22 protein-coding genes and 1 pseudogene are annotated in these 23,372 nt (G+C 70.3%); 10 read left to right on the top strand and 13 right to left on the bottom strand.

Annotated features, from left to right (window positions below; all coding sequences use genetic code 11):
• Positions 1-64: 64 nt before the first annotated feature.
• The 9 genes from A5655_RS06555 to A5655_RS06595 all read right to left on the bottom strand — a co-directional run bounded on the left by A5655_RS06555 (position 65) and on the right by A5655_RS06595 (position 9,148).
• Positions 65-1,387, bottom strand: a complete 1,323-nt coding sequence (locus tag A5655_RS06555) for a hypothetical protein (RefSeq protein WP_067007044.1) — start codon at positions 1,385-1,387, stop codon at positions 65-67.
• Positions 1,384-2,037: a DUF6084 family protein gene (locus A5655_RS06560; RefSeq protein WP_067007049.1), complete on the bottom strand. Its 654-nt coding sequence runs from the start codon at positions 2,035-2,037 to the stop codon at positions 1,384-1,386. Before A5655_RS06560 ends, A5655_RS06555 begins: the two co-directional genes overlap by 4 nt.
• Positions 2,034-2,666, bottom strand: a complete 633-nt coding sequence (locus A5655_RS06565; protein ID WP_067007052.1) for a DUF5947 family protein — start codon at positions 2,664-2,666, stop codon at positions 2,034-2,036. Before A5655_RS06565 ends, A5655_RS06560 begins: the two co-directional genes overlap by 4 nt.
• Positions 2,663-3,556, bottom strand: coding sequence for a NifU family protein (locus A5655_RS06570; protein WP_067007055.1), 894 nt, complete (start codon positions 3,554-3,556; stop codon positions 2,663-2,665). Before A5655_RS06570 ends, A5655_RS06565 begins: the two co-directional genes overlap by 4 nt.
• Positions 3,557-3,612: 56 nt before the next feature.
• On the bottom strand, positions 3,613-5,412 hold the full coding sequence (locus A5655_RS06575; RefSeq protein ID WP_067007057.1) for a nickel-dependent hydrogenase large subunit: 1,800 nt from the start codon (positions 5,410-5,412) through the stop codon (positions 3,613-3,615).
• Between the two features lie 43 nt (positions 5,413-5,455).
• Positions 5,456-6,511 (bottom strand): hydrogenase expression protein HypE, encoded by a 1,056-nt coding sequence (locus A5655_RS06580; RefSeq protein WP_067007058.1) that lies wholly within the window; start codon positions 6,509-6,511, stop codon positions 5,456-5,458.
• A 310-nt stretch (positions 6,512-6,821) separates the two neighbouring features.
• The gene (gene hypB / locus A5655_RS06585; protein ID WP_067007059.1) at positions 6,822-7,592 is read right to left on the bottom strand and encodes a hydrogenase nickel incorporation protein HypB; all 771 of its coding nucleotides are present in this window, start codon (positions 7,590-7,592) and stop codon (positions 6,822-6,824) included.
• Between the two features lie 28 nt (positions 7,593-7,620).
• Positions 7,621-7,956, bottom strand: coding sequence for a hydrogenase maturation nickel metallochaperone HypA (locus tag A5655_RS06590; RefSeq protein ID WP_067007063.1), 336 nt, complete (start codon positions 7,954-7,956; stop codon positions 7,621-7,623).
• A gap of 115 nt (positions 7,957-8,071) precedes the next feature.
• The gene (locus A5655_RS06595) at positions 8,072-9,148 is read right to left on the bottom strand and encodes a HoxN/HupN/NixA family nickel/cobalt transporter (RefSeq protein WP_231999087.1); all 1,077 of its coding nucleotides are present in this window, start codon (positions 9,146-9,148) and stop codon (positions 8,072-8,074) included.
• A gap of 100 nt (positions 9,149-9,248) precedes the next feature.
• On the opposite strand from A5655_RS06595, the gene A5655_RS06600 reads away from it, so the two are divergent.
• A complete protein-coding gene (locus tag A5655_RS06600) occupies positions 9,249-9,737 on the top strand; it encodes a Fur family transcriptional regulator (RefSeq protein WP_067007068.1) in 489 nt (162 codons plus the stop codon).
• On the opposite strand, the gene mtr is transcribed toward A5655_RS06600, so the two are convergent.
• Positions 9,720-11,099, bottom strand: coding sequence for a mycothione reductase (gene mtr / locus A5655_RS06605; protein ID WP_067007071.1), 1,380 nt, complete (start codon positions 11,097-11,099; stop codon positions 9,720-9,722). The two genes, A5655_RS06600 and mtr, sit on opposite strands and share 18 nt — an antisense overlap.
• A gap of 9 nt (positions 11,100-11,108) precedes the next feature.
• Positions 11,109-12,119 (bottom strand): alpha/beta hydrolase, encoded by a 1,011-nt coding sequence (locus tag A5655_RS06610; protein ID WP_067007074.1) that lies wholly within the window; start codon positions 12,117-12,119, stop codon positions 11,109-11,111.
• 114 nt (positions 12,120-12,233) lie between these two features.
• Between A5655_RS06610 and mqo the strand changes: the two genes are divergently transcribed.
• Genes mqo through A5655_RS06650 form a run of 8 tightly spaced genes read left to right on the top strand, consistent with a single transcriptional unit; the run spans position 12,234 to position 22,656 of the window.
• On the top strand, positions 12,234-13,715 hold the full coding sequence (gene mqo, locus A5655_RS06615) for a malate dehydrogenase (quinone) (RefSeq protein ID WP_156764739.1): 1,482 nt from the start codon (positions 12,234-12,236) through the stop codon (positions 13,713-13,715).
• Positions 13,712-14,185, top strand: a complete 474-nt coding sequence (locus A5655_RS06620; RefSeq protein ID WP_067007080.1) for a GNAT family N-acetyltransferase — start codon at positions 13,712-13,714, stop codon at positions 14,183-14,185. Before mqo ends, A5655_RS06620 begins: the two co-directional genes overlap by 4 nt.
• Positions 14,182-16,020, top strand: coding sequence for a magnesium chelatase subunit D family protein (locus tag A5655_RS06625; protein WP_067007082.1), 1,839 nt, complete (start codon positions 14,182-14,184; stop codon positions 16,018-16,020). The genes A5655_RS06620 and A5655_RS06625 overlap by 4 nt, the downstream gene beginning before the upstream one ends.
• A gap of 16 nt (positions 16,021-16,036) precedes the next feature.
• Positions 16,037-16,651, top strand: a complete 615-nt coding sequence (cobO, locus tag A5655_RS06630) for a cob(I)yrinic acid a,c-diamide adenosyltransferase (protein WP_067007086.1) — start codon at positions 16,037-16,039, stop codon at positions 16,649-16,651.
• Positions 16,648-18,015, top strand: coding sequence for a cobyrinate a,c-diamide synthase (locus A5655_RS06635; protein ID WP_156764740.1), 1,368 nt, complete (start codon positions 16,648-16,650; stop codon positions 18,013-18,015). The genes cobO and A5655_RS06635 overlap by 4 nt, the downstream gene beginning before the upstream one ends.
• A 9-nt stretch (positions 18,016-18,024) precedes the next feature.
• Positions 18,025-19,230, top strand: a complete 1,206-nt coding sequence (gene cobA, locus A5655_RS06640) for a uroporphyrinogen-III C-methyltransferase (protein ID WP_067007093.1) — start codon at positions 18,025-18,027, stop codon at positions 19,228-19,230.
• Between the two features lie 33 nt (positions 19,231-19,263).
• Positions 19,264-20,856, top strand: coding sequence for an MFS transporter (locus tag A5655_RS06645; RefSeq protein ID WP_067007096.1), 1,593 nt, complete (start codon positions 19,264-19,266; stop codon positions 20,854-20,856).
• Positions 20,857-20,907: 51 nt separating this feature from the next.
• Entirely contained in the window at positions 20,908-22,656 is a 1,749-nt protein-coding gene (locus tag A5655_RS06650) for a proline--tRNA ligase (protein WP_067007099.1), read from the top strand.
• A gap of 6 nt (positions 22,657-22,662) precedes the next feature.
• Here the strand turns inward: A5655_RS06650 and A5655_RS06655 are convergent, their stop codons facing one another.
• Both A5655_RS06655 and A5655_RS06660 read right to left on the bottom strand, forming a co-directional pair.
• Positions 22,663-23,109, bottom strand: coding sequence for a ferritin-like domain-containing protein (locus A5655_RS06655; protein ID WP_067007102.1), 447 nt, complete (start codon positions 23,107-23,109; stop codon positions 22,663-22,665).
• A gap of 13 nt (positions 23,110-23,122) precedes the next feature.
• Positions 23,123-23,293 (bottom strand): annotated as a pseudogene (locus A5655_RS06660) (hypothetical protein); the annotation flags it as partial.
• An 18-nt stretch (positions 23,294-23,311) separates the two neighbouring features.
• Between A5655_RS06660 and A5655_RS28595 the strand changes: the two are divergent.
• The coding region (locus A5655_RS28595; RefSeq protein WP_231999088.1) for a hypothetical protein at positions 23,312-23,372 on the top strand (61 nt) is incomplete at its 3' end.

Raw genomic sequence — 23,372 nt, forward strand, 5'->3', positions numbered from 1 at the left:
CGCGGCCACCAGCGCGACGATGGCGATGAATATCCAGCCCAAGACTTCCATTTTGGAACTCCTTTCAGGGTTTTGCGGGTTGTCCGGCTTCGAGTGGCTCGACTTCGTCGGGGGAGAAGTACAGGTAGCGGCCGTACCAGTCGTGCAGCTCGGCGGCGGGGTCGTCGTCGACGACGACCGCGACGTGCTTGTTGCCCTCGACGTCCTCGTGCACCGACGTCACGCGGGCGGTCTTGCCGGCGACGAAGATGTCCTGCGCGTCGGCGTTGCGCGCCGGCCGCAACCGGACCCGGCTGCCGCGCGCGACCCGCACCCCGTTCACCAGCACCGCGTCGACCTCGGGACGAACGGCGTTGTCGGCCAGCGGATCCCACCAGTCGACGCCCTCCGGGATCTCGGGGACCAGCCCGGACAGGGCGTGCGGGTCGCGCAGCACCCCGTGCAGGCGCGCCATCGCGTCGGGTGACATGGCGTCGCACTGGTCGATGATTCGCGCGGCCCGCGGGTCGGTGGCGCGGGCCTGGGCCTTCTCCCCGTCCGTCATCGTCATCACGCGCAGGGTGAGGATCTCGTCGATCTCCGTGCAGTCGTACAGCGCCGTGTCGCTCTGTTCGGCGACCTCGGGATGGTCGTAGAGGATGATCGGGGAGATCAGCAGGATGTCGCGGGTGCCCGCGGGGCCCGCCAGCACGGGGAAGCACCGGTGCTGGCGGCACCGCGACGCCGCGTCGGTGGCGCCGGGTGGCGGCTCGAGCAGCGAAACGAACTCACCGCCAACGACTTCGGCGATGAGGTGAGTGCCGATCATGGACCGCGCGATCGAGTCGGTCTTGTCGGCCGCGGCCGCGCCGACGTTGGCGACCCGAACCGAGACCCGGCGCAGCTCGCCGTCCGGCTCGCCGGCGACCGTCAGCTCCCCGCGCACCTCGCGGCGCTCGCGGACCAGCCGCCCACCCGCGAGCAGCTCGATGTCCGTCGCGGCCTTCGCCAGGACCGGCAGCGCGTGCGGCCGGCCGTCCAATTCGAGCGGGCCGAAGGACAGTTCGCACTCGACCGCCTCGTCCCAGGTCAGCCACGACCCGGCCGCGGTGGTCAGCTCGTCGACCGGTTCGAACGCGCCGTGGGCGAATTCGCGCTCCGCCGTCCGGTGCTGCAGCTGCAGGAACCGGACCACCAGCGTCAGCGCCTGGGTCCCGTCGACCAGGAACTGCGCCGCCAGGGTGTCGTCCTCGCCCAGGCCGGCTTCCGCGGCGCCGGGTGGTCCCAAAACGCCGAACTGCCAGCGCGACTGGTTCTTGCTCGACGTCCCGCGGTACGGGTAGAGCAGGTAGCCCTCGTACAGCACGGCGTCGGCGACGGCGCGGGCGCGGTCCCAATCGGAGGTCATTTGGCCTCCTCCCGGTCGACGCCCAGCAGCGTGGTGACCGCGTGGTCGAGGTCGAGCATTCCCCGCGCCGATTTGTAGGACGCCAGCGCCGCGATGGTTTCGTGGCTCAGCCGCACCCAGCCGGTGTTCGGGTAATGCTGCGCGATCAGGTCCCGCCACACCGAGACCGGCATGTCGTAGCGATACTCGCAGTCCCACGGCACCTGCTGGACCGAGAACCCGCGTTCGGACTTGACGAAAATCGTTCCGCTGAACAGGAACTGGAGGGGCAGCGCACCGTCGCGCAGCGCGTGCAGGTACTTGGCGGCGGCGACCTCGAAGTCGTAGGTGCAGTCCAGCGGGAGGGCGACCGTCGTGTTGCCGGCGAAGCCCGGCACCATCGCGGTGGCGTGCTGCCACAGGAAGGTGCGTTGGGTGGCGGCCCAGCGTTCGCGCGGCCCGAACAGGTCGAGCAGCCCGGCCCCCTCCGCCTCCGAGTAGGAGCGGCGCAGCGGCTCGATGCGGACCTGGCAGCGCAGGGCAATCGCGTGCACCGGGTCGTCGCCGCTGGAGGCGACGCTCACCCGCGCCGTCAGCACCGGGCTCACCGAGTACGGTTCGGGTGCCACGTCGAGGACCGCGAAGTTCACGTCCATGTGCTCTGTCGTCATGGTGGCGTCTCCACCGCGCGGGCGGCGAGCCGGGAGAAGAAGTCGTCGATGAAGGCGCGGGCCTCCTGGCCGCCGTCGAATCCCCGCCACAGCATGCGCAGGCGCCCGACGAACTCGTAGCAGGCATCGATGGGCACGAGATAGCTTTGCGGCGCGGCGGATTCGCCCTCGGGGACGCGGACCAGCAGCGCCTCGACGTCGTCGGCCAGCAGGGCCACCCGCGGATCGGCGCCGCCGATGGCATTCCAGGCCTCCAGGTCGAGTTGGGATTCCGTCGCCCCGGCCGGGCCGGGATAGAAGGCGACGGTGCGCCCGAGCGCGGAGTTGGTGAAGAAGAAGGCGACGCCGACGGGGATCTGCAGCGCCTCCCACGCGCGGCGGTCCAGCGCGAAGCCCGGGAAAGCCAGATACCTGTCCGGCACCGCCCGGTAGCGCAGTTCGGCGGTGCGGTCGGTGAACAGCAGATAACAGGCCCGGCACACGCACATCAGCTGCCGGTCGGCCACGTTGACGACGTGCTGGTGCTCGTCGGCAATGATCTCCGAGCACATTTCGCACCGCTCGTCCGCCGGCTCGGGAGCCGCCCGGTCGCTTCGGATGCGGGCCAGAACGTCATATGGGCCGGTCATGCGCGGGCTCCCGTCGGTTCGGTCAGCGCCACCGAGGGCACCCCGTCGCGGGGCAACAGGGGGAGCGGCTCGAGGTGAGTTCCGTCGGGGCCGGCACCCGCGTGCACGACGTCGAACTGCGTGCCGCAGCGCGGGCACCCCAGCAGCGTCTCGTTCAGCCGTGCGCCCGCCAACGAGTCGTCGCACACCGGGCAGTGGTCGCGGTAGGCCAGCGGCAGGTCGCCGACCCTGCACACCAGCAGCGCGGTGCCGGCAACCCGGAATCCCGCGACGTCGCCGGGCTCCAGCTCGGCCAATTCGGGAAGCGGGTACCAGTCGCCGGCCCCGGGGCCCTGGCCGTTCGAACGGACGTGTGCCATCAGCGATTCCGTCGGGATCACGGCCCCGTTGCTGGCCGGCTCGGCCGTCACCACCTCGATCGACGAGATCTCCGGCGCGGCGGCCCGGACCGCGTCCTCGACGGCCAGCTCCAGCGTCACCGCCGACGACGGGCAGCTCTTGCAGCTGCCCTTGAAGGCGAGCCGCACGGTGTCACCACCGACGATCTCCAGCAGGTCGACGTCGCCGCCGTGCGACCCGAGGTAGGGCCGGACCCGGTCCAGCGCGTCGGAGACCCGCCGGTGCACGTCGTGCGGGTGCAGCCCGTGCACCAGAAGCAGGCTGGCCACCAGGTCGTCGGTGGCCAGCCGCTCGGCGAAACCGGCGTCGCCGGCTTGCACGATCCGTTCGAGGCCGGCGCCGTACAGCCCAACCACCTCGCGGACCAACTGCTGGGCGCGCTCGTGCGCGGCCGCCCCACTCGCCGCACAGGAGTCCAGGAGTCTCTGGATCCGATCGCCCGCTGCGCGCCACTGCGTGTCGTTCTCGGGGTTCCCCGGGCGATCCACCATGCGTCCTCCAAAATCGTGACGACCCGCTGCGCCCGGCTTCGCCGCGCTTGCGATCGTCACGCCCCGACAGGCGATTGCGTCGGCGTGTGCAGTCTCTCCAGGGTCTTGCCCTTTCCGAGGTACATGTGCACGCCGCACGGCAGGCACGGGTCGAAGCTGCGCACCGTGCGCATGACGTCGATGCCCTTGAAGTTGTCCCGGCCGTTCTCCTCGAAGATCGGCTGGCCCTGCACCGCGTCCTCGTACGGGCCCGGGGTGCCGTAGCTGTCGCGCGGGTTGGCGTTCCACGGGGTGGGCGGGTACGGGTGGTAGTTGGCGATCTTGCCGTCCCGGATCACCATGTGGTGGCTCAGCACGCCGCGCACCGCCTCGGTGAAGCCGCAGCCGATGGCCTCGTCGGGCACCTCGAAGCGCTCCCAGGTCTTCGTGCGCCCGGCGCGGATCTCCTCCAGCGCCTTCTCGGCGAAGTGCAGCGCGCACGCCGCCGCGTAGGCCTGGAAGTAGGTGCGGGCCCGGTCGCGTTCGATCGTGTTGCTGCCGTGCTCGGGGATCTTCCACTCGAGCTCCACCGGGCCCTTGAGCGCGGTCTTGGGCAGGTTGATCTTGACGCTGTTGCCGGTCGCCTTGACGTAACCGATGTCGACCAGCCCGGCCAGCGCCGTCGACCATAACCGGGCCAGGGGACCGCCGCCGGTGTCCAGCGCCAGGTGGTCCTTACCGTCGAACCAGCGTGGCGACATCACCCAGCTGTACTTGCCGCCGTCCATGTCCCGCTTCTGCGGGTGTGGGTTGGTGTGCTGGTTCCAGGGATGGCGCCGGTCGATCTGGTTGCCCAGCGGATCGGTCTTGACGAACATCTCCTGGTCGGTCCAGTCGTCGTAATACGAACTGCCCAAAAGGATTCGGATGCCGAGGTTGATGTCCACCAGCGAGTGGGTGACCAGCTTGCCGTCGACCACCACCCCCGGCGTGACGAACATCGCGTTGCCCCAGCGCTCCATGTCCTTGTACGCGAAGTTGCACACCTCGGGGTCCTGGAACGAGCCCCAGCAGCCGAGCAGGGTGCGCCGCAGGCCGACCTTCTCGTAGCCGGGCAGTGCGGTGTAGAAGAAGTCGAACAGGTCGTCGTGCATGGGCACGACCTTCTTCATGAATTCGACGTAGCGCATCAGCCGCGTCATGTAGTCGGTCATCAACTGGACGGTCGCGACCGTGCCGACCCCGCCGGGGTACAGCGTGGACGGATGCACGTGGCGACCCTCCATGAGGCAGAACATCTCTCGCGTCCAGCGACTGACCTGGAGCGCCTCGCGGTAGAACTCGCCGCTGAACGGGTTGAGCGAGCGCATGATGTCGGCGATCGTCTTATACCCGTGCGCGTCGGCGTGCGGCGCCTGGGTCTTCTCGGCCAGCGACAGCACGCTGGGGTTGGTCTCGGAGACCATCTTTTCGCAGAAGTCCACGCCGACCAGGTTTTCCTGGAAGATGTTGTGGTCGAACATGTATTCCGCGGCCTCGCCGAGGTTGACGATCCACTCACCGAGGTGCGGCGGCTTGACCCCGTACGCCATGTTCTGCGTGTAGCACGAACAGGTGGCGTGGTTGTCGCCGCAGATGCCGCAGATGCGGCTGGTGATGAAGTGGGCGTCGCGCGGGTCCTTGCCCTTCATGAAGATCGAGTAGCCGCGGAAGATCGACGAGGTGCTGTGGCACTCGACGACTTCCTTGTTCTCGAAATCGATTTTGGTGTAGATGCCGAGGCTGCCCACGATCCGGGTGATCGGATCCCAGGACATTTCGACGAGCTGGCCGGGTTCCCGCTTGGCGGTGGTCGGCTCGGGCACGATAGTTGTCATCGAAGTCCCTCCGGGTGAAGTTGAGAAGAAGGCGTGCCGCGACCTACCAGGTGCGGCGCGCCCCGGTGGTGAGTTGGTCGCCGTTGTGGCGCCACTTCGGCTCTTTGTCGACGGTGCGCCCCGTGATGCCCCGAAGGTTGCGGATCACGCTCCCGTACAGACCCGACGCGGTGGTGGACACCTTGCCGCCCGGCGGCTCGTCCATGAACGGCATGAACTTGTCCGGGAAGCCGGGCATGGTGCAGCCGATGCAGATGCCGCCGACGTTCGGGCAGCCGCCGACACCGTTGATCCACCCGCGCTTGGGCACGTTGCATTTGACGACCGGGCCCCAACAGCCAAGCTTCACAATGCATTTCGGTGACCCGTACTCGGTGGCGAAATCACCCTGCTCGTAGTAGCCGGCGCGATCGCACCCCTCGTGCACGGTGTTGCCGAACAGCCACGTGGGGCGCAGCGCGTCGTCGAGCGGGATCATCGGCGCCTGACCGGTCGCCATGTAGAGCAGGTAGGTGAGTGTCTCGGACAGGTTGTCCGGTTGGATCGGGCAGCCCGGAACGCAGACGATCGGGATGCCGGCCTTGCTCTTCCAGTCCCAGCCGAGGTAGTCGGGCACGCCCATCGCCCCGGTCGGGTTGCCGGCCATCGCGTGGATGCCGCCGTAGGTGGCGCAGGTCCCGACCGCGACCACCGCGGTGGCTTTCGGCGCCAGCCGGTCGAGCCACTCGCTGGTGGTCATCGGCTGGCCGGTGGCCGGGTCGTTGCCGAACCCGCACCAGTAGCCCTCGTCCTTGATCTTCTCGTTCGGGATGGATCCCTCGACAACGAGCACGAACGGCTCGAGCTCGCCGCGATCGGCTCGGAAGAACCACTCGAGGAAGTCGTCGGCCCCCCCGTTCGGGCCGCATTCGAAATCGATCAGGGGCCAGTGCACGGCGACCTTCGGTAAGCCCGGAAGCGCACCGAGGGCAATTTCCTCGACGCTGGGCTGGGTGGCGGCAGTCAGCGCCACCGAATCGCCATCGCAACTGAGGCCCGCGTTGATCCATAGCACATGGATCAATGTTTCTTCTGCTTTGACTGCTGCTTCTGTTGGCATGCTGCAGCTTTCCGGAGCCGGGCTGGATGCTCCTGCGCCGCCGGAGTCGACCGTCGGCCCACTTGCGCAGCGCTGATTTTGGGTCTACTCCCGCCTCAGACGGTTGTCAACGGTCCGGAGGTTGCCGGCAAATATACAGATGTGCTATTGGTTCCCGGCTTCGGCCATTGGCGTTGGCGGGCAAGGGCTTTCGGCCGCCGGCGGGGCGGGCGGCCAACCGGTGAGCCAGCCTAACGAAGAGCCGAACAACGCGGTCGTCATGCAAGTGATTGGCAAGTTCGTCCTGCGAACCGATCGCAGCACGGCCGCGTCAGTCCGCGGCGTTGGCTGCGAATCGCCGCAGCCATCCGAACCAGGCGCCCATGCCGGCGCCGGTGCGCGCGCTGACCGGCAGGATCTCGGCCGTGGCGTTGACCTCCCGAACGTGCGCGATGTACGAGTCGACGTCGACGTCCAGAAAGGGCACCAGGTCAATCTTGTTGAGCAGCACCACGTCCACGGACCGGAACATCACCGGATACTTCAGCGGCTTGTCCTCGCCCTCGGTCACGGAGTACACCATGGCCTTGGCGTGCTCGCCGACGTCGAACTCCGCCGGACAGACCAGGTTGCCGACGTTCTCGATGATCACCAGGTCCAGGCCGGGCAGGTCGAGGCCGGGCAGGGCGCGGTTGACCATGGGCGCGTCGAGGTGGCATTCGCCGCCAAACCCATTGCTGGTGTTGAGCAGTGACACCTGGGCGCCGCGCCCGCTGAGCTTGGCCGCGTCCAGGTCGGTGGCGATGTCGCCCTCGATCACGCCGATCGCGAATTCGCCGGCCAGCTCGTCGAGCGTGGCCTGCAGGACGGTCGTCTTGCCCGATCCCGGGGAGCTCATCAGGTTCAGCGTGCGGATGCCGTTGCGCTCGAACGCCGCGCGGTTGGCCTCCGCGAGGACGTCGTTCTCGGCGAAAATGGCCTCCAGCACGTCGATGCGCTGCTTGCCCGTCCGGTACTGGCTGTGGTCCCCGTGCTCGTGATCGGGATGGTCGTGGTCGTGGGTGTGCACGGTTCCGTCGTCGTGCCGGTGAAATCTACCCATGGTCAAATCCGTTCGGGCGGAGTGTTTTTCACGAGACGTCCATGGACGTCACCAGGAACTCGTTGCCGCGCAGCACCTCGACGTCGGGGCTGTCGCACCGCGGGCACCAGATCGACCACGCCGACGTGATCTCCGATTCGCGGCCGCACGAACGGCACCTCACCTGCGCGCCGACGCACTCGAGTTCCAGTTCGGCGTCCGGCATGTCCTCGGAATCCCGGACCAGCGTCCAGCAGAACGACAGCGATTCGGGCACCACCTGGCGAAGGGCGCCGATCCGCACGCGCACCACGTCGACGTGCCGGCCCTCGGCGTGGGTCTTGACCAGACCGGCGATGGCCTCGCACAGCGACAGCTCGTGCATGGCACTTTTCTACACCCGAATGGGTCAAACCGCGGCAGGCGCCGAGATTGCCGCCATGGCTGTGATCCGTGACCCATCGCGACCGTGGCGGCAATCTCGGCGCAGGATCTGCGCGTCAGCTCCGGGCCGAACCCCACTTTTCCTCGATGCGCCCGTAGCGCCACACCAGCAGGGCGACCGCCCAGGTGAGCACGAAGATGCCGACGACGGCGAAGCCGACCGCGTTGAGGTCGAGGCCGCTGATCCAGTTCCAAAACCCGCCGCGCCAGCCCAGCTGGCCGGCGAAGAGCCCGAGCAGTTCGACGGTCCCGATCAGCAGCGCGACCGCCACCGACAGCCCGGTGATGGTGATGTTGTAGTAGATCTTGCGCAGCGGGCTGGCGAAGGCCCAGCCGTAGGCGAAGTTCATGAACGATCCGTCGATGGTGTCCAGCAGGCACATGCCGGCGGTGAACAGCACCGGCAGGCACAGGATGGCGTACCACGGCAGGCCGGCCGCGGCGCTGGTGCCCGCCAGCACCAGCAGCGCGATCTCGGTGGCGGTGTCGAAACCCAGGCCGAACAGCAGCCCGACCGGGTAGAGGTGCCAGGACTTGGTGATCGATCGGGTGAACCGGCCCAGCAACCGGTTGATCAGCCCGCGGTTCTGCAACTGTTGCTCGAGTTCCGCTTCGTCGTAATGACCACGGCGCAGGCGCGCGAACACCCGCAGGATCCCCAGCAGCACGACGACGTTGAGGGCCGCGATCAGATAGAGGAACACGCCCGAGACGCTGGTGCCGATCAGGCCGGTGTAGTGATGCAGCGTCGAGGAGTCGTCCTCGACCGGTCCGAGCGCCGCCTTGACGCCGGTCGCCAGCAGCAGCGCCAGCGCGAAGACCACCGTGGAATGGCCCAGCGAGAAGAAGAAGCCGACGGCAAGGGGCCGCTGCCCGTCGCTCATCAACTTGCGGGTGGTGTTGTCGATGGCGGCGATGTGGTCGGCGTCGAAGGCGTGGCGCATGCCCAGGGTGTAGGCCGTCAGCCCGACGCCGATGCCAAAAGCCTTGCCCCCCAGGTCGAGTCGGGCCGGATCCACGAGCAGCACCAGGGTGCCCCAGCCGATCAGGTGCAGCGCGGCGATCACGGCCAGCATGGATCCCAGCCGCCACCACTCCGCCGGCACCAAGGCGCTTCGAAGCGTTCTGGCCACCATCACGACACTAGGAGGGGCGACGAGCCAAGTGCAAGTGGATTGCAGGAGACGCGGGCCAAGACTGGCAATCCCGGGCGCCGGCCGCGACACTGTGGGGATGACGCCCAAGGCCTCGAAACAGGCCACCGCGCTGGACCCCGCCGTCACCGAACGGATCGGCGACCTGCTCCGGGCGCACGGGCTGCGCCGGATGGCGTCGCGGATCCAGGTGTTGGCGGTGCTCGAGCCGGTCAACGGGCACCTGCCGGTGGCGGAGATTCACCAGCGGGTGCGCGCGTCGTTGCCGCCGGACGCCCAGCCGCCCGACGTGGCGACCATCTACCGCACCGTCACGACCCTGGTCGATCAGGGGGTGCTGCACGCGCTGACCCTCGAGGGCGGCGTGACCACCTACGGCCTGGCCACCGCGCCCCACCACCACGCGGTGTGCACGCGGTGCGGCTCGATCATCGAGGTGCCCGCCCGCCAGCTGAGCTCGGCGCTCGAGCACGCGATGGCGGGCAGCTCCTTCGCGCTGTCGGAGGCGGCCGGCCTGACCCTGCACGGGTTGTGCCCCCGGTGCCAGCGGTCAGCCGAGGCTCAATAGCGCGTTCTCGACCACCTCGGGCAGCGCCGGGTGAATCCAGTACTGGCCGCGCGCCATCTCCGCGGCGGTCACCCCGAAGCTCATCGCCTGGATCAGCGGCTGGATGATCGACGACGCCTGGTGGCCCATGATGTGCGCGCCCAAAAGGCACCCGCTGTTGCGCTCGGCGATGAGTTTGACCAGTCCGGTGGTGTCCTCCATGGCCCAGCCGTAGGCGACGCCGGCGTACTCCTGCACGGCGACCGTGATGTCGAATCCGCGCGCGACGGCCTGGTTTTCGGTCAGCCCGACCGTCGCCAGCTGGGGGTCGGTGAACACCGCCGACGGCACGAACCGGTGGTCGGTCGCGACCATCGACCCGGTGTCCTCCCAGTCGCACAGCAGGTTGTGCTGCACGACGCGGGCCTCGTGGTTGGCGACGTGCTTGAGCTGGTGCGGCGACGAGACGTCGCCGAGCGCGAAAACGCCTCGCGCCGAAGTCCGTTGGTATTCGTCGACCGCCACCCGGCCGTCCTCGACGTCGACGCCGGCCTGCTCGGCGTCCAGCAGGTCGGCGTTGGACAGCCGGCCGGTCGCCACCAGCAGCAGGTCGGCGTTCAACGTGGACCCGTCGTCGAGCTCGAGCGCGACGCCGGAGCCGCGGTTGGCGGCGCCCACGACGTTGCGGTGGGTGCGCAGCTCCCACTTGGTGGCCGCGATGCGGGTGAACCGTTTGCACAGGGTGTCGTCGAAGTGCCGCAGCAGCGTGGCGCCCCGGACGATCAGGGTGACTCGCGCTCCGAGCGAGGAAAAGATGTGCGCGAATTCCGTTGCCACAAAGCCGCTTCCGACGATCGCGATGTGTTCGGGCAGCTCGGCGATGCGCATGACGGTGTCGCTGGTGTGGTAGTGCACGCCGGACGCCAGGATCGCCGCCGGGACCACCGGCCGTGAGCCCGCGGCGATCACCACCTGGTCGGCGGCGAATTCCTCACCGGCGTTGGTGCGCAACAGATAGCGCCCGTCGGGCTGGACCGGCCCGAACCGGGTGTGCTGGCTGTACACGTCGACGTTGGGCAACGAGCGCCGGTAATCCTCGCCGCTCATCGAGATGGGGTCGATGCGGCCGAAGACGCGCGAGACGATGTCGTCCCAGCGCACCCGGTCGATATGCGCGTCGACGCCGAAGCGGGCCGCGTCGCGCACGGTGGCGGCCACCTCCGCGGCGTAGACGAACATCTTCGTCGGAATGCACCCGACGTTCAGGCAGGTGCCCCCGAAGGTGCCCTGCTCGCAGATGGCGGCGCGCTTGCCGGCGTAGCGGTCGTCGAGAATGGTGTTGCCCGAACCGGTTCCGATGATCGCGATGTCGTACGTTTCCATGCTCGGCCGTCACCCCTTCCCCGAGGGTGCCGACGCGCCGGTGTTCTCGTTGCTGAGGTAGTCGTCCAGCCACAGCTCCAGTTCGCGGTACGCGGTCCGGCGCGGCTGGCTCAGCGACAGGAACACGTCGTGCTTGGCGTCGAGAACCGGGACGATGGTGCTGCGATTGCCGATGCAGCCGGCCCACTTGGCGATCTGGGTGACGTCGAGGACCGCGTCGCCGGTTTGCATGGACGCCGGGTCGGCGGTTTCCCGCACCGTGTGGTCGGAACGCAGGATCAGGTTGGGCACGCCGACGTCCAGGCCGCGCTGCAGCCGGGCCTGGCCGCGGCGGACGGCGTGCAGCCAGCCGAGGGTGATGGGGAAGCCGCCCAGCGGCTTCCACTGCAGGTTGTAGTCGAACTCGCCGTGGTAGTCGCGGTGCAGGGTGGTGCCGTAGCCGCCCTCGGTGGACCCGCGGATCACGCCCTTGGACCGCACCCGGGACAGGCCGGCGATCACCGCCGAGGTCACCGAGTGGCGCAGCACCGCGGGGCCGTGCAGATCGAGGAACGGGCTGTTGAGCACCACGCCGCCGACGCCGGCGTGGGCCGCCGGATCGCGCCGGCGCAACCGGTCCAGCCACAACGGCACGATGAGCCCGCCGGAGGAATGGCCGTAAACCAGGACCTTGGCTCGCCGGCCGGACGGGCCGGGCTCGCGGATGACGGCCAGGGCGTGTCCGAGTTCGGCGTCGTAGTGGGCCAGGTCGGTGATGAAATGCGGGGTCTGGCCGTCGCGGCGGGACCGGCCGCACTTCTGCAGGTCCAGCGCGTAGAAGGCGAAGCCGCGATCGGCGAAGTGATCGGCCAACTCCGTGTGGAAGAAGTAGTCGGTGTAGCCGTGCACGGCCAGGACGGCGTGGCGCGCCGCGGTGGGCTCGCCGCGCCGGATCAGCGTTGCCACGATCTCGCCCTCGCCGGCGGGATCGGGCCCGAGCGGGATGGTGTGCTGCCAATAGCCGGGCAGCACGTCGGGCACCCAGCCAGTCGCCCCGCCAGTCACCAAGCCAGCTTAAAGGTTTTGCTGGTGACGGAGGGCCCGCACGCGGTAAGTGCCCGGATGGCGCCGGGATAACCTGGGACGGTGTCAGGCCTGGGCGGAACCGCACGCACCGATGTCGCGCTGGTCGGCGCCGGTGTCATGAGTGCCACGCTGGGGGCGTTGCTGCGCCGGCTGGAGCCGGATTGGGACATCACCCTGATCGAGCGGCTCGACGCCGTCGCCGCCGAGAGCAGCAGCCCCTGGAACAACGCCGGCACCGGGCACTCCGCGCTGTGCGAGCTGAACTACACGCCGGAGAACCCCGACGGCTCGATCGACATCACCAAGGCGGTCCGGATCAACGAGCAGTTCCAGGTGACCCGCCAGTTCTGGGCGTACGCGATGGAGAACGGCATCCTGACCGACCGCGGCTTTCTGAATCCGGTCCCGCACGCCAGCTTCGTGCGCGGGGCGCGGCGCGTGGACTACCTGCGGCGGCGCCAGCGCGCGCTGGCCCACAACCCCCTGTTCGCGCGCACCGAATTGATCGACGACCCCGACGAGTTCGCCCGGCGGCTGCCGTTCATGGCCGCCAAACGCGACTTCTCCGAGCCGACCGCGCTCAACTGGGCCGCCGACGGCACCGACGTCGACTTCGGCGCGCTGACGCGGCAACTCGTCGGTTATTGCGTGCGGCGCGGCGCGACGGCGCTGTTCGGCCACGAGGTCCGCAACCTGTCCCGCCAATCCGACGGCAGCTGGACGCTGCTGGTCCGCAACCGGCGTACGGGCGAAAAGCGCCGGCTTAACGCGAAATTCGTCTTCGTCGGCGCGGGCGGCGACGCGCTGCCGCTGTTGCAGAAGTCGGGCATCGAGGAGGTCAGGGGCTACGCCGGCTTCCCGATCGGCGGCCGGTTCCTGCGCGCCGACCACCCGGCGCTCACCGCCGCGCACCGGGCCAAGGTGTACGGCACCCCGGCGCCGGGCGCGCCGCCGCTCGGCGCGCTGCATCTCGACCTTCGGTTCGTCAACGGTAAGTCGTGGCTGGTGTTCGGGCCGTACGCCGGCTGGTCGCCGAAGTTCTTGAAACACGGCCACTCCACCGACCTGCCCCGCTCGATCAAGCCGCACAACCTGCTGTCGATGCTCGGCGTCGGGGTCACCCAGCTGAGGCTGGTCAATTACCTGATCGGCCAGCTGCGGCTCTCCGAACCCGGCCGGGTGCGGGCGCTGCGCGAATTCGCCCCCAGCGCAGCAGATTCGGACTGGGAGCTCACGGTCGCCGGGCAGCGGGTCCAGGTGATCCGCCGCGACCGGCGCCGGGGCGGGGCGCTCGACTTCAACACCACCGTGCTCAGCGCCGGCGACGGCAGCATCGCCGGCCTGCTGGGCGGCTCCCCGGGGGCGTCGACCGCCGTGCCGATCATGCTCGACGTGCTGCAGCGCTGCTTCGCCGACCGGTATGAATCATGGGCGCCCGCGCTCAAGGAGATGGTGCCGTCGCTGGGCACGGAGCTGTCGCGCGAACCCGCGCTGTACGACGAGGTCTGGTCGTGGGGCACGAAGGCGCTGGGGCTGGAGGCATCGGCATGACCGAAGCGCTGCGCCGGGTGTGGGCCAAAGACCTTGACGTCCCAACCCTTTACGAGCTGCTCAAGCTACGGGTGGAGGTGTTCGTCGTCGAGCAGGCCTGCCCGTACCCGGAGCTCGACGGGCGCGACCTGCTCGCCGAGACCCGGCACTTCTGGCTGGAAACGCCCGACGGCGAGGTGATCTGCACGCTGCGGTTGATGGAGGAGCACGCCGGGGGCGAGAAGGCGTTCCGGATCGGGCGGCTGTGCACCAAACGCAGCGCCCGCGGACAGGGCCACACCACCAGGCTGCTGCGCGCCGCGCTCGCCGAGGTCGGCGACTACCCGTGCCGGATCGACGCGCAGACGTACCTGGCCGACATGTACGCCCAGCACGGATTCGTCCGCGCCGGCGACGATTTCGTCGACGACGGCATCCCGCACGTGCCGATGCTCAAGCCCTCCCGCTCCGGTGCGGTGGAGCAGCCGTGAAGCCGTATCCGTTCAGCGCGATCGTCGGGCACGACCAACTGCGCCTCGCCCTGCTGCTGTGTGCCGTGCGCCCGGAGATCGGCGGCGCGCTCATCCGCGGCGAGAAGGGCACCGCCAAGTCGACGGCCGTGCGCGGGCTGGCCGGGCTGCTGGCCGCCGCGTCGGGACGCGACGCGGCAAACGGGGAGCAGGCGCTGGTCGAAATGCCGCTCGGCGCAACCGAAGACCGCGTGATCGGGTCGCTGGACCTGCAGCGGGTGCTGCGCGACGGCGAGCACGCGTTCTTGCCGGGGCTGCTGTCGCGCGCCCACGGCGGGGTGCTCTACGTCGACGAGGTCAACCTGTTGCACGACCACCTGGTCGACGTGCTGCTCGACGCCGCGGCGATGGGGCGGGTGCACATCGAGCGCGACGGCGTCTCCCACTCGCACGAGGCGCGCTTCGTGTTGATCGGCACCATGAACCCGGAGGAGGGCGAGCTGCGTCCGCAGCTGCTGGACCGCTTCGGCCTCACCGTCGACGTGCGCGCGTCGCGCGACGTCGACGTGCGTGCACAGGTCATCCGGCAGCGCATGGCCTACGAGGCGGACCCGGACGCGTTCGCGGCGCGCTACGCCGACGCCGACGCGGAACTGGCCCGCCGGCTCGCCGCGGCGCGCGCCCTCGTCGACCAGGTGGCGTTGCCGGACAACGAGTTACGGCGCATCGCGGCGCTGTGCGCGGCGTTCGACGTCGACGGCATGCGGGCCGACCTGGTGGTGGCCCGCACGGCCGTCGCACACGCCGCGTGGCGCGGCGCCACGACCGTCGAGGAGCAGGACATCCGGGTGGCGGCCGAGCTTGCGCTGCCGCACCGGCGCCGCCGCGACCCGTTCGACGACCCCGGCATCGACCGCGACCAGCTGGACGAGGCCCTGGCGCAAGCCGGCTCCGACGACCCCGAGCCCGATCCCGATCCGCCGGGCGGCGGCCAGGCCGCGGACGCGCCAGCGCCGCAACCGAATTCGACGCCGCGGCCCGCATCTTCGACGAAACCCAGCGCGCCGCCGTCGGCGACGTTTCGCACCCGCGCGCTGACCGTTCCCGGGGTCGGCGAGGGCGCACCCGGGCGGCGGTCGCGGGCGCGCAACGCCTCCGGCAGGGTGGTCGCGGCGGCCGACGGCGGCGAAACCGGCGCGCACGGGCTACACCTGTTCGCGACCATGCTGGCGGCCGCCGAGCGCGCCGGGGCGGGACCGCTGCGGCCGGACCCGCGGGACGTGCGCCGCGCGATCCGCGAGGGGCGCGAAGGCAACCTGGTGATCTTCGTCGTCGACGCGTCGGGGTCGATGGCCGCGCGGGATCGCATGGCCGCCGTGAGCGGCGCCGCCCTGTCGCTGCTGCGCGACGCCTACCAGCGCCGGGACAAGGTCGCGGTGATCACCTTCCGCCAATCCGAGGCCCGGCTGTTGTTGCCGCCGACATCGTCGGCGCACATCGCCGGGCGGCGACTGGCCCGCTTCGACACCGGCGGCAAGACCCCGCTCGCCGAGGGCCTGTTGGCCGCGCGCGAGCTGATCGTCCGGGAAAAGGCGCGCGACCGCGCGCGACGCCCGCTGGTGGTCGTGCTCACCGACGGCCGGGCCACCGCCGGGCCGGACCCGTTGGGGCGCAGCCGGATCGCGGCGGCCCGGCTGCTCGCCGAGGGCGCCGCCGCGGTGGTCGTGGACTGCGAGACCTCGTACGTGCGGCTGGGGCTGGCCGGTCAACTGGCGGATCAGCTCGGCGCGCCGGCGGTGCGGCTGGAGCAATTGCGCGCCGACCATCTCACGCGCGCCGTGCGCGGCGCGGCCTGAGCGGGGATACGCGTCCATGCCACAGGGAAAACCGCTCGAAGTGCCCGACGACGGCCTGACCACCCGGGCGCGGCGCAACACGCCCGTCCTGGCGGTGCACACCGGTGCGGGCAAGGGGAAGTCGACGGCGGCGTTCGGAATGGCGTTGCGGGCGTGGAACGCCGGGCTGCGCGTGGCGGTGTTCCAATTCGTCAAGAGCGCGAAGTGGAAGGTCGGCGAGGAGGCGGCCTTCGGCCGGCTCGCCGAACTCCACGACCGCGACGGCGTCGGCGGCGAAGTCGAATGGCACAAGATGGGCTCGGGCTGGTCCTGGACGCGCAAGTCGGGCAGCGAAATCGACCACGCGGCGGCCGCGGCCGACGGTTGGGCCGAGATCGCGCGCCGGCTGGCCGCGCAGCGCCACGACTTCTACGTGCTCGACGAATTCACCTATCCGCTCAAGTGGGGCTGGGTCGACGTCGACGACGTGGTCGACGTGCTGCTGGCCAGGTCCGGCCACCAGCACGTGGTGATCACCGGGCGCGACGCCCCCCAACGGCTGGTCGACGCCGCCGATCTGGTCACCGAGATGACCAAGGTCAAGCATCCGATGGACGCGGGGCGCAAGGGGCAGAAGGGCATCGAATGGTGAGCGTCCCCGCGGTGGTCATCGCCGCGCCCGCATCGGGCAGTGGAAAGACCACCGTCGCAACGGGTTTGATCGGCGCACTGCGCGGGGCGGGCCACGCCGTCGCGCCGTTCAAGGTCGGCCCCGACTTCATCGACCCGGGCTACCACGGCCTGGCCGCCGGGCGCCCCGGCCGCAACCTCGATCCGGTGTTGGTGGGGGAGCGGCTCATTGGGCCGCTCTACGCGCACGGGGCCGCCGGCGCGGACATAGCGGTGATCGAGGGCGTGATGGGGCTCTTCGACGGGCGGATCGGGACGACGGCGCCCGCCGCGGGCTCCACCGCGCACGTCGCCGGCCTGCTGGGCGCCCCGGTGATCCTGGTGGTCGACGCGCGCGGCCAGGGTCACAGCATCGCCGCGCTGCTGCACGGGTTTTCGACCTTCGACGCCGCCACCCGCATCAGCGGCGTGATCCTCAACCGGGTCGGATCGGACCGGCACGAGCAGGTGCTGCGGCAGGCCTGCGAGCGGGCCGGCGTGCCGGTGCTGGGCGCCATCCCCCGGTCGGCCGAATTGGAGCTTCCCACAAGGTATCTCGGGCTCGTCACGGCCGTGGAGTACGGGCGGCGCGCGCACGACGCGGTGGCGGCGATGACCGCCCTGGTCGCCCGCCACGTCGACCTGGCCGCCGTGGTGGCCGCCGCCCGCTGCGGCTGCGCCGACCGGCCGTGGGACCCCGCCGCGGCGGTGGGGGAGCAGCCGGCCGCGCGCGCCACCGTCGCCATGGCGGCCGGAAAGGCCTTCAGCTTCGGCTATGCCGAGCACGCGGAGCTGCTGCGCGCCGCCGGCGCCGACGTCGCCGAGTTCGACCCGCTCGTCGACGCGCTGCCCGACGGCACCGACGCGGTCCTGTTGCCCGGCGGCTTTCCCGAACAGTTCACCGCGGAGCTATCCGCCAACGATGTCGTCCGCCGCCAGATCAACGAGCTGGCCGCCGCCGGCGCGCCCGTGCACGCCGAATGCGCCGGGCTGATCTACCTGGCCGCCGAACTCGACGGGCACCCGATGTGCGGGGTGCTGGCCGGGTCGGCGCGCTTCACGCCGAACCTCACGCTGGCCTACCGCGAGGCCGTCGCCGTGGCCGATTCGCCGCTCTATTCCGTCGGGGAGCGAGCGGTCGGGCACGAATTCCACCGCACCGCAGTCACTTTCGCCCGCGTTTACCAGCCGGCGTGGGTGTACCGGGGCGGGGGTGCGGACGCGGTCTCCGACGGGGCCGTGCACGCCGGCGTGCACGCCTCGTACCTGCACACCCACCCGGCCGCGGCACCGGGCGCCGTGGCGCGCTTCGTCGCGCGCGCGGGCCGGCCGTCGCACAACCCTTAGGCTTGCCGGGTGACCGACAACGCCTACCTGGCCGGGCTGCGGCTGGCCGGCAAGAAGGTCGTCGTGGTCGGCGGCGGGACCGTCGCGCAGCGCCGGTTGCCCCTGCTCATCGCCAGCGGGGCGGAGGTGCACGTCATCACGCGCACCGCCACCCCGGCCGTCGAGGCGATGAGCGGCATCGTCTTGTCGGTGCGCGAATACCGCGACGGCGACCTCGACGGGGCCTGGTACGCGATCGCCGCCACCGACGACGCGGGGGTGAACGCGGCCGTCGTCGCCGAGGCCGAACGCAGCCAGATCTTCTGCGTCCGCGCCGACGTCGCCGTCGAGGGAACCGCGGTGACCCCGGCGACCTTCAGCTACGCCGGGTTGTCGGTGGGGGTGCTGGCCGGCGGCGAGCACCGCCGATCGGCCGCGATCCGCTCCGCCATCCGTGAGGCCCTGCAGCGCGGGGTGATCACCCTGGAAAGCCCGGACGGCGACGACGTGGTGCGCGGCGGGGTCGCGCTGGTCGGCGGCGGCCCCGGCGACCCCGAACTGATCACCGTGCGCGGCCGGCGGCTGCTCGCCCAGGCCGACGTCGTGGTCGCCGACCGGCTGGCGCCGCCGGAACTGCTCGCGGAACTGCCGCCGCACGTGGAGGTCATCGACGCGGCCAAGATCCCGTACGGGCGCGCCATGGCTCAGGACGCGATCAACCACGTCATGATCGAGCGGGCCCGGTCCGGGAGCTTCGTCGTCCGCCTCAAGGGCGGCGACCCGTTCGTCTTCGCGCGCGGCTACGAGGAGGTGCTGGCGTGCGCCGAGGCCGGAATTCCGGTGACGGTGGTGCCCGGTGTGACAAGCGCCATAGGCGTGCCCGCGCTGGCGGGCGTCCCGGTCACGCATCGGGCGATAAATCACGAGTTCGTGGTGGTCAGCGGCCACGTTGCGCCGGGTCACCCCGAATCGTTAGTGAATTGGGATGCATTGGCCGCGATGCGGGGCACCATCGTTTTGCTGATGGCCGTCGAACGCATCGAGCAGTTCGTCGATGTGCTGATGAAAGGCGGCCGACCTGCACAGACGCCGGTGCTGGTGGTCCAGCACGGCACAACCGCAGCTCAGCACACGTTGCGGGCCACCCTGGCCGACACGCCGGAGAAGATCCGCGCCGAGGGGATCCGACCTCCCGCGATCATCGTGATCGGGGCCGTAGCGGCATTCGGCGTTTAAACGATTCTTAAGATTACTGTAAGGTAACCCATTATGACGGCTCTCAACGACGCAGAGCGCGCGGCCCAAAATTGGACCTCCGCGCGCCCCGATCGTCCGGCCCCGGTGCGCGCTACGCCGCCGGCGGAGACCGCCTCCTCGCGCATCGGCAGGTATTCGCCCGCGTGGCTGCCTTCGTGGCGTTTCATCGCGGCCGTGATCGCGATCGGCGGGATGCAGCTGCTGGCGACCATGGACAGCACCGTCGCGATCGTCGCGCTGCCCAGGATCCAGAACGAGCTGAGCCTTTCCGACGCCGGCCGCAGCTGGGTCATCACCGCATACGTGCTGACGTTCGGCGGGCTGATGCTGCTGGGCGGTCGCCTCGGCGACACCATCGGGCGCAAGCGCACGTTCATCGTGGGCGTCGCGCTGTTCACCATCTCCTCCGTGCTGTGCGCGGTCGCCTGGGACGAGGCGACCATGGTCATCGCCCGGCTGCTGCAGGGCATCGGTTCGGCCATCGCGTCGCCCACCGGCCTGGCGCTGGTGGCGACCACCTTCCCGAAGGGGCCGGCCCGTAACGCCGCGACGGCCGTCTTCGCCGCGATGACCGCGATCGGCTCCGTGATGGGCCTGGTGGTCGGCGGCGCGCTCACCGAGGTGTCCTGGCGGCTGGCCTTCCTGGTGAACCTGCCGATCGGGCTGGTGATGATCTACCTGGCCCGCACCGCGCTGCGCGAAACCAACCGGGAACGGATGAAGCTGGACGCGACCGGCGCCATGCTGGCCACCCTGGCCTGCACCGCCGCCGTCTACGCCTTCTCGATGGGCCCGGAAAAGGGCTGGGTCTCGATCACCACCATCGGCTCGGGCGCGGTGGCGGCGGCGGCGGCCCTCGCCTTCATCGTCGTCGAGCGCAGCGCCGAGAACCCCGTCGTTCCGTTCGAGCTGTTCCGCGACCGCAACCGGCTGGTCACGTTCGCCGCGATCTTCCTGGCCGGCGGACTCATGTTCAGCCTGACGGTCTGCATCGGCCTGTACGTGCAGGACATCCTGGGCTACAGCGCGCTGCGGGCCGGCGTCGGCTTCATCCCGTTCGTCATCGCGATGGGCATCGGCCTCGGGGTGTCGTCGCAGCTCGTGTCGCGGTTCTCACCGCGGGTGCTGACGATCGGCGGCGGGCTGCTGCTGTTCTGGGCGATGATCTACGGCTCGTTCTTCATGCACCGGGGCGTGCCGTACTTCCCCAACCTGGTCCTGCCGATCATCGTCGGCGGGGTCGGGATCGGCATCTGCGTGGTCCCGCTGACCCTGTCGGCGATCGCCGGGGTCGGCTTCGACCAGATCGGTCCGGTGTCGGCGATCGCGCTGATGCTGCAGAGCCTGGGCGGGCCGCTGGTGCTGGCCGTCATCCAGGCCGTGATCACCTCGCGCACGCTGTACCTGGGCGGCACCAACGGCCCGGTGAAGTTCATGAACGCCGCGCAACTGCAGGCCCTGGACCACGGCTATACCTACGGGCTGCTGTGGGTGGCCGGCGTGGCCGTCATCGTCGGCGGCGCGGCGTTGCTCATCGGCTACACCCCCGAGCAGGTCGCCCACGCGCAAGAGGTCAAGGACGCGATCGACGCCGGCGAGCTCTAGCCCGCGTCACGATTTTCGGCAGGCGCACGGTCGCCGTTAGGCTTGCCCGCTGTGATCACCCGGATGTCCGAGCTGTTCCTGCGCACCCTGCGCGACGACCCCGCCGACGCCGAAGTGCCCAGCCACAAGCTGCTGATTCGGGCCGGCTACGTCCGGCCGGTCGCGCCCGGGCTGTACAGCTGGCTGCCCCTCGGGCTGCGGGTGCTGCGCAAGATCGAACGGATCGTCCGCGACGAGATGAACGCGATCGGCGGGCAGGAGATCCTGTTCCCGGCCCTGCTGCCGCGCGCGCCGTACGAGACGACGAACCGGTGGACCGAATACGGCGACGGCGTGTTCCGGCTGCAGGACCGCCGCGGCAACGACTACCTGCTGGGCCCCACGCACGAGGAGCTCTTCGCGCTGACCGTCAAGGGCGAGTACAGCTCCTACAAGGACTTTCCGCTGCTGCTGTTCCAAATCCAGAACAAGTACCGCGACGAGGCGCGGCCGCGGGCCGGCATCCTGCGCGTCCGGGAGTTCGTGATGAAGGACTCCTATTCGTTCGACATCGACGAGGCCGGGCTCGAGGCCGCCTACCACGCACACCGGGAGGCGTATCAGCGCATCTTCGCCCGGCTGCAGGTGCGCTACGTCATCGTGTCCGCGGTGTCGGGCGCGATGGGCGGCAGCGCGTCCGAGGAATTCCTCGCCGAGAGCCCGGTCGGTGAGGACACCTTCGTGCGGTGCCTGGAATCCGGCTACGCGGCCAACGTCGAGGCGGTGATCACCGCCCGTCCGGAGGCGCTGCCCATCGACGGGCAGCCCGAGGCGGTGGTCCACGACACCGGCGACACCCCGACGATCGCGACGCTGGTCGAGTGGGCCAACGGCGCCGGCCTGGGCCGGACCGTCACGGCGGCCGACACGTTGAAGAACGTGCTGCTCAAGGTCCGCCAGCCCGGCGGCGAGTGGGAGCTGCTGGCCATCGGGGTGCCCGGGGACCGGGAGGTCGACGACAAGCGGCTGGGTGCGGCGCTCGAACCCGCCGACTACGCGTTGCTCGACGACGCCGACTTCGCCAAGTACCCCTTCCTGGTGAAGGGCTACATCGGACCGAAAGCCTTGCGGGACAACGGTGTTCGCTACCTCGTCGACCCGCGGGTGGTGGACGGCACCAGCTGGATCACCGGGGCCGACGAGCCCGGCCGGCACGTCGTCGGGCTGGTGGCGGGCCGGGACTTCACGGCCGACGGCACCATCGAGGCCGCCGAGGTGCGCGACGGCGACCCGTCCCCGGACGGCGCCGGCCCGCTGGTGTCCGCGCGCGGCATCGAGATCGGGCACATCTTCCAGCTCGGCCGCAAATACACCGACGCCTTCACCGTCGACGTCCTCGGCGAGGACGGCAAGCCGGTGCGCCTGACCATGGGGTCCTACGGCCTGGGCGTGTCACGGATGGTCGCCGTCATCGCCGAGCAGCACCACGACGAGCTCGGCCTGCGCTGGCCGAAGGCCGTCGCGCCGTTCGACGTCCACCTGGTCATCGCCAACAAGGACGCGGAGGCCCGCGCCGGGGCGACCGCGCTGGCCGCCGACCTGGATCGGCTGGGCCTGGAGGTGCTGCTCGACGACCGCCAGGCGTCGCCCGGCGTCAAGTTCAAGGACGCCGAGCTGCTGGGCGTGCCGCGGATCGTCGTGGTGGGGCGCGGCTGGGCCGACGGCAAGGTCGAGCTGCGGGACCGCTTCAGTGGGCAGACCAGCGAGCTGACCGTGCGCGAGTCGCTGGCCACCGACGTCGCGGCGGCCCTGGACTCCTAGCCCGGGTTAGTCGTTGCCGCCCGGAAAGCTCGTTGTGATGGGCCAGGCGCCCAGCACCCGGTTCCACCGGGCGGCCAAGACCGTGCTCTGCGTCAGCGCGGTCGAGGCGAACGCGCGGTCGTCCGCCGTCTCCGCGTGCTCGATGACCGCGCGCCACGCCGTCGCGCAGTCGTTCTCCATGCGGGCCGCCAGCCGCGCCGCGTCCGCCGGGCTGCCCACCAGCATCGGCAGCTGGTAGCCGGCCGCGGCGACCGGCGCGGTGACCTTGCGGGCGGCCAGCATCGCGATCACGTCGTCGCGACGTTGGCGGTGCTGGCCCAGGGCCTCCACCACCATGTCGTTCACGCTGGGCGGCGACAGCGCGGACACGATGCCGTAGCCGTAGACGGTCGAGTATTCGATGGCCAGCGCGTCGCACAGGGCCGCGTTGTCGGCGTCTTTTCCTGATGTCATATCGAGCCCGAGCTCATATCGACGGCCCCCCGGGCACCAGCGCCACGGTCGCCGAAGCCGTGCACGAGGCCGCGATCGACGCCAGCAGCCCGGCCCGGTAGCCCGACTCGGTCGTCACCAGCCGGCTGGCGGCCTCCGCGGACGCGCGCAGCGAATTGATCACGTCCGGCACCGGCGGCGGCGGGGGCGGCACGTGGTCGCCGTGGGCGAGTCGCAATCGGCCATGTTCCTCACGACGTACGTCAACGCCGTCGATCCGCTCG

The sequence above is a fragment of the Mycobacterium sp. 1081908.1 genome, from assembly GCF_001673535.1.
Classification (GTDB): Bacteria; Actinomycetota; Actinomycetes; order Mycobacteriales; family Mycobacteriaceae; genus Mycobacterium.

Excerpts from the sequence above, each read along its gene's own strand:
- A5655_RS06590 (WP_067007063.1), bottom strand. The coding sequence starts at position 7,956 with ATGCACGAGCTGTCGCTGTGCGAGGCCATCGCCGGTCTGGTCAAGACC.
- A5655_RS06565 (WP_067007052.1), bottom strand. The coding sequence starts at position 2,666 with ATGACCGGCCCATATGACGTTCTGGCCCGCATCCGAAGCGACCGGGCG.
- mtr (WP_067007071.1), bottom strand. The coding sequence starts at position 11,099 with ATGGAAACGTACGACATCGCGATCATCGGAACCGGTTCGGGCAACACC.
- A5655_RS06600 (WP_067007068.1), top strand. The coding sequence starts at position 9,249 with ATGACGCCCAAGGCCTCGAAACAGGCCACCGCGCTGGACCCCGCCGTC.
- cobO (WP_067007086.1), top strand. The coding sequence starts at position 16,037 with ATGCCACAGGGAAAACCGCTCGAAGTGCCCGACGACGGCCTGACCACC.
- A5655_RS06570 (WP_067007055.1), bottom strand. The coding sequence starts at position 3,556 with ATGGTGGATCGCCCGGGGAACCCCGAGAACGACACGCAGTGGCGCGCA.
- hypB (WP_067007059.1), bottom strand. The coding sequence starts at position 7,592 with ATGGGTAGATTTCACCGGCACGACGACGGAACCGTGCACACCCACGAC.
- A5655_RS06655 (WP_067007102.1), bottom strand. The coding sequence starts at position 23,109 with ATGACATCAGGAAAAGACGCCGACAACGCGGCCCTGTGCGACGCGCTG.
- A5655_RS06645 (WP_067007096.1), top strand. The coding sequence starts at position 19,264 with ATGACGGCTCTCAACGACGCAGAGCGCGCGGCCCAAAATTGGACCTCC.
- A5655_RS06560 (WP_067007049.1), bottom strand. The coding sequence starts at position 2,037 with ATGACGACAGAGCACATGGACGTGAACTTCGCGGTCCTCGACGTGGCA.
- A5655_RS06575 (WP_067007057.1), bottom strand. The coding sequence starts at position 5,412 with ATGACAACTATCGTGCCCGAGCCGACCACCGCCAAGCGGGAACCCGGC.
- A5655_RS06580 (WP_067007058.1), bottom strand. The coding sequence starts at position 6,511 with ATGCCAACAGAAGCAGCAGTCAAAGCAGAAGAAACATTGATCCATGTG.
- A5655_RS06555 (WP_067007044.1), bottom strand. The coding sequence starts at position 1,387 with ATGACCTCCGATTGGGACCGCGCCCGCGCCGTCGCCGACGCCGTGCTG.
- A5655_RS06620 (WP_067007080.1), top strand. The coding sequence starts at position 13,712 with ATGACCGAAGCGCTGCGCCGGGTGTGGGCCAAAGACCTTGACGTCCCA.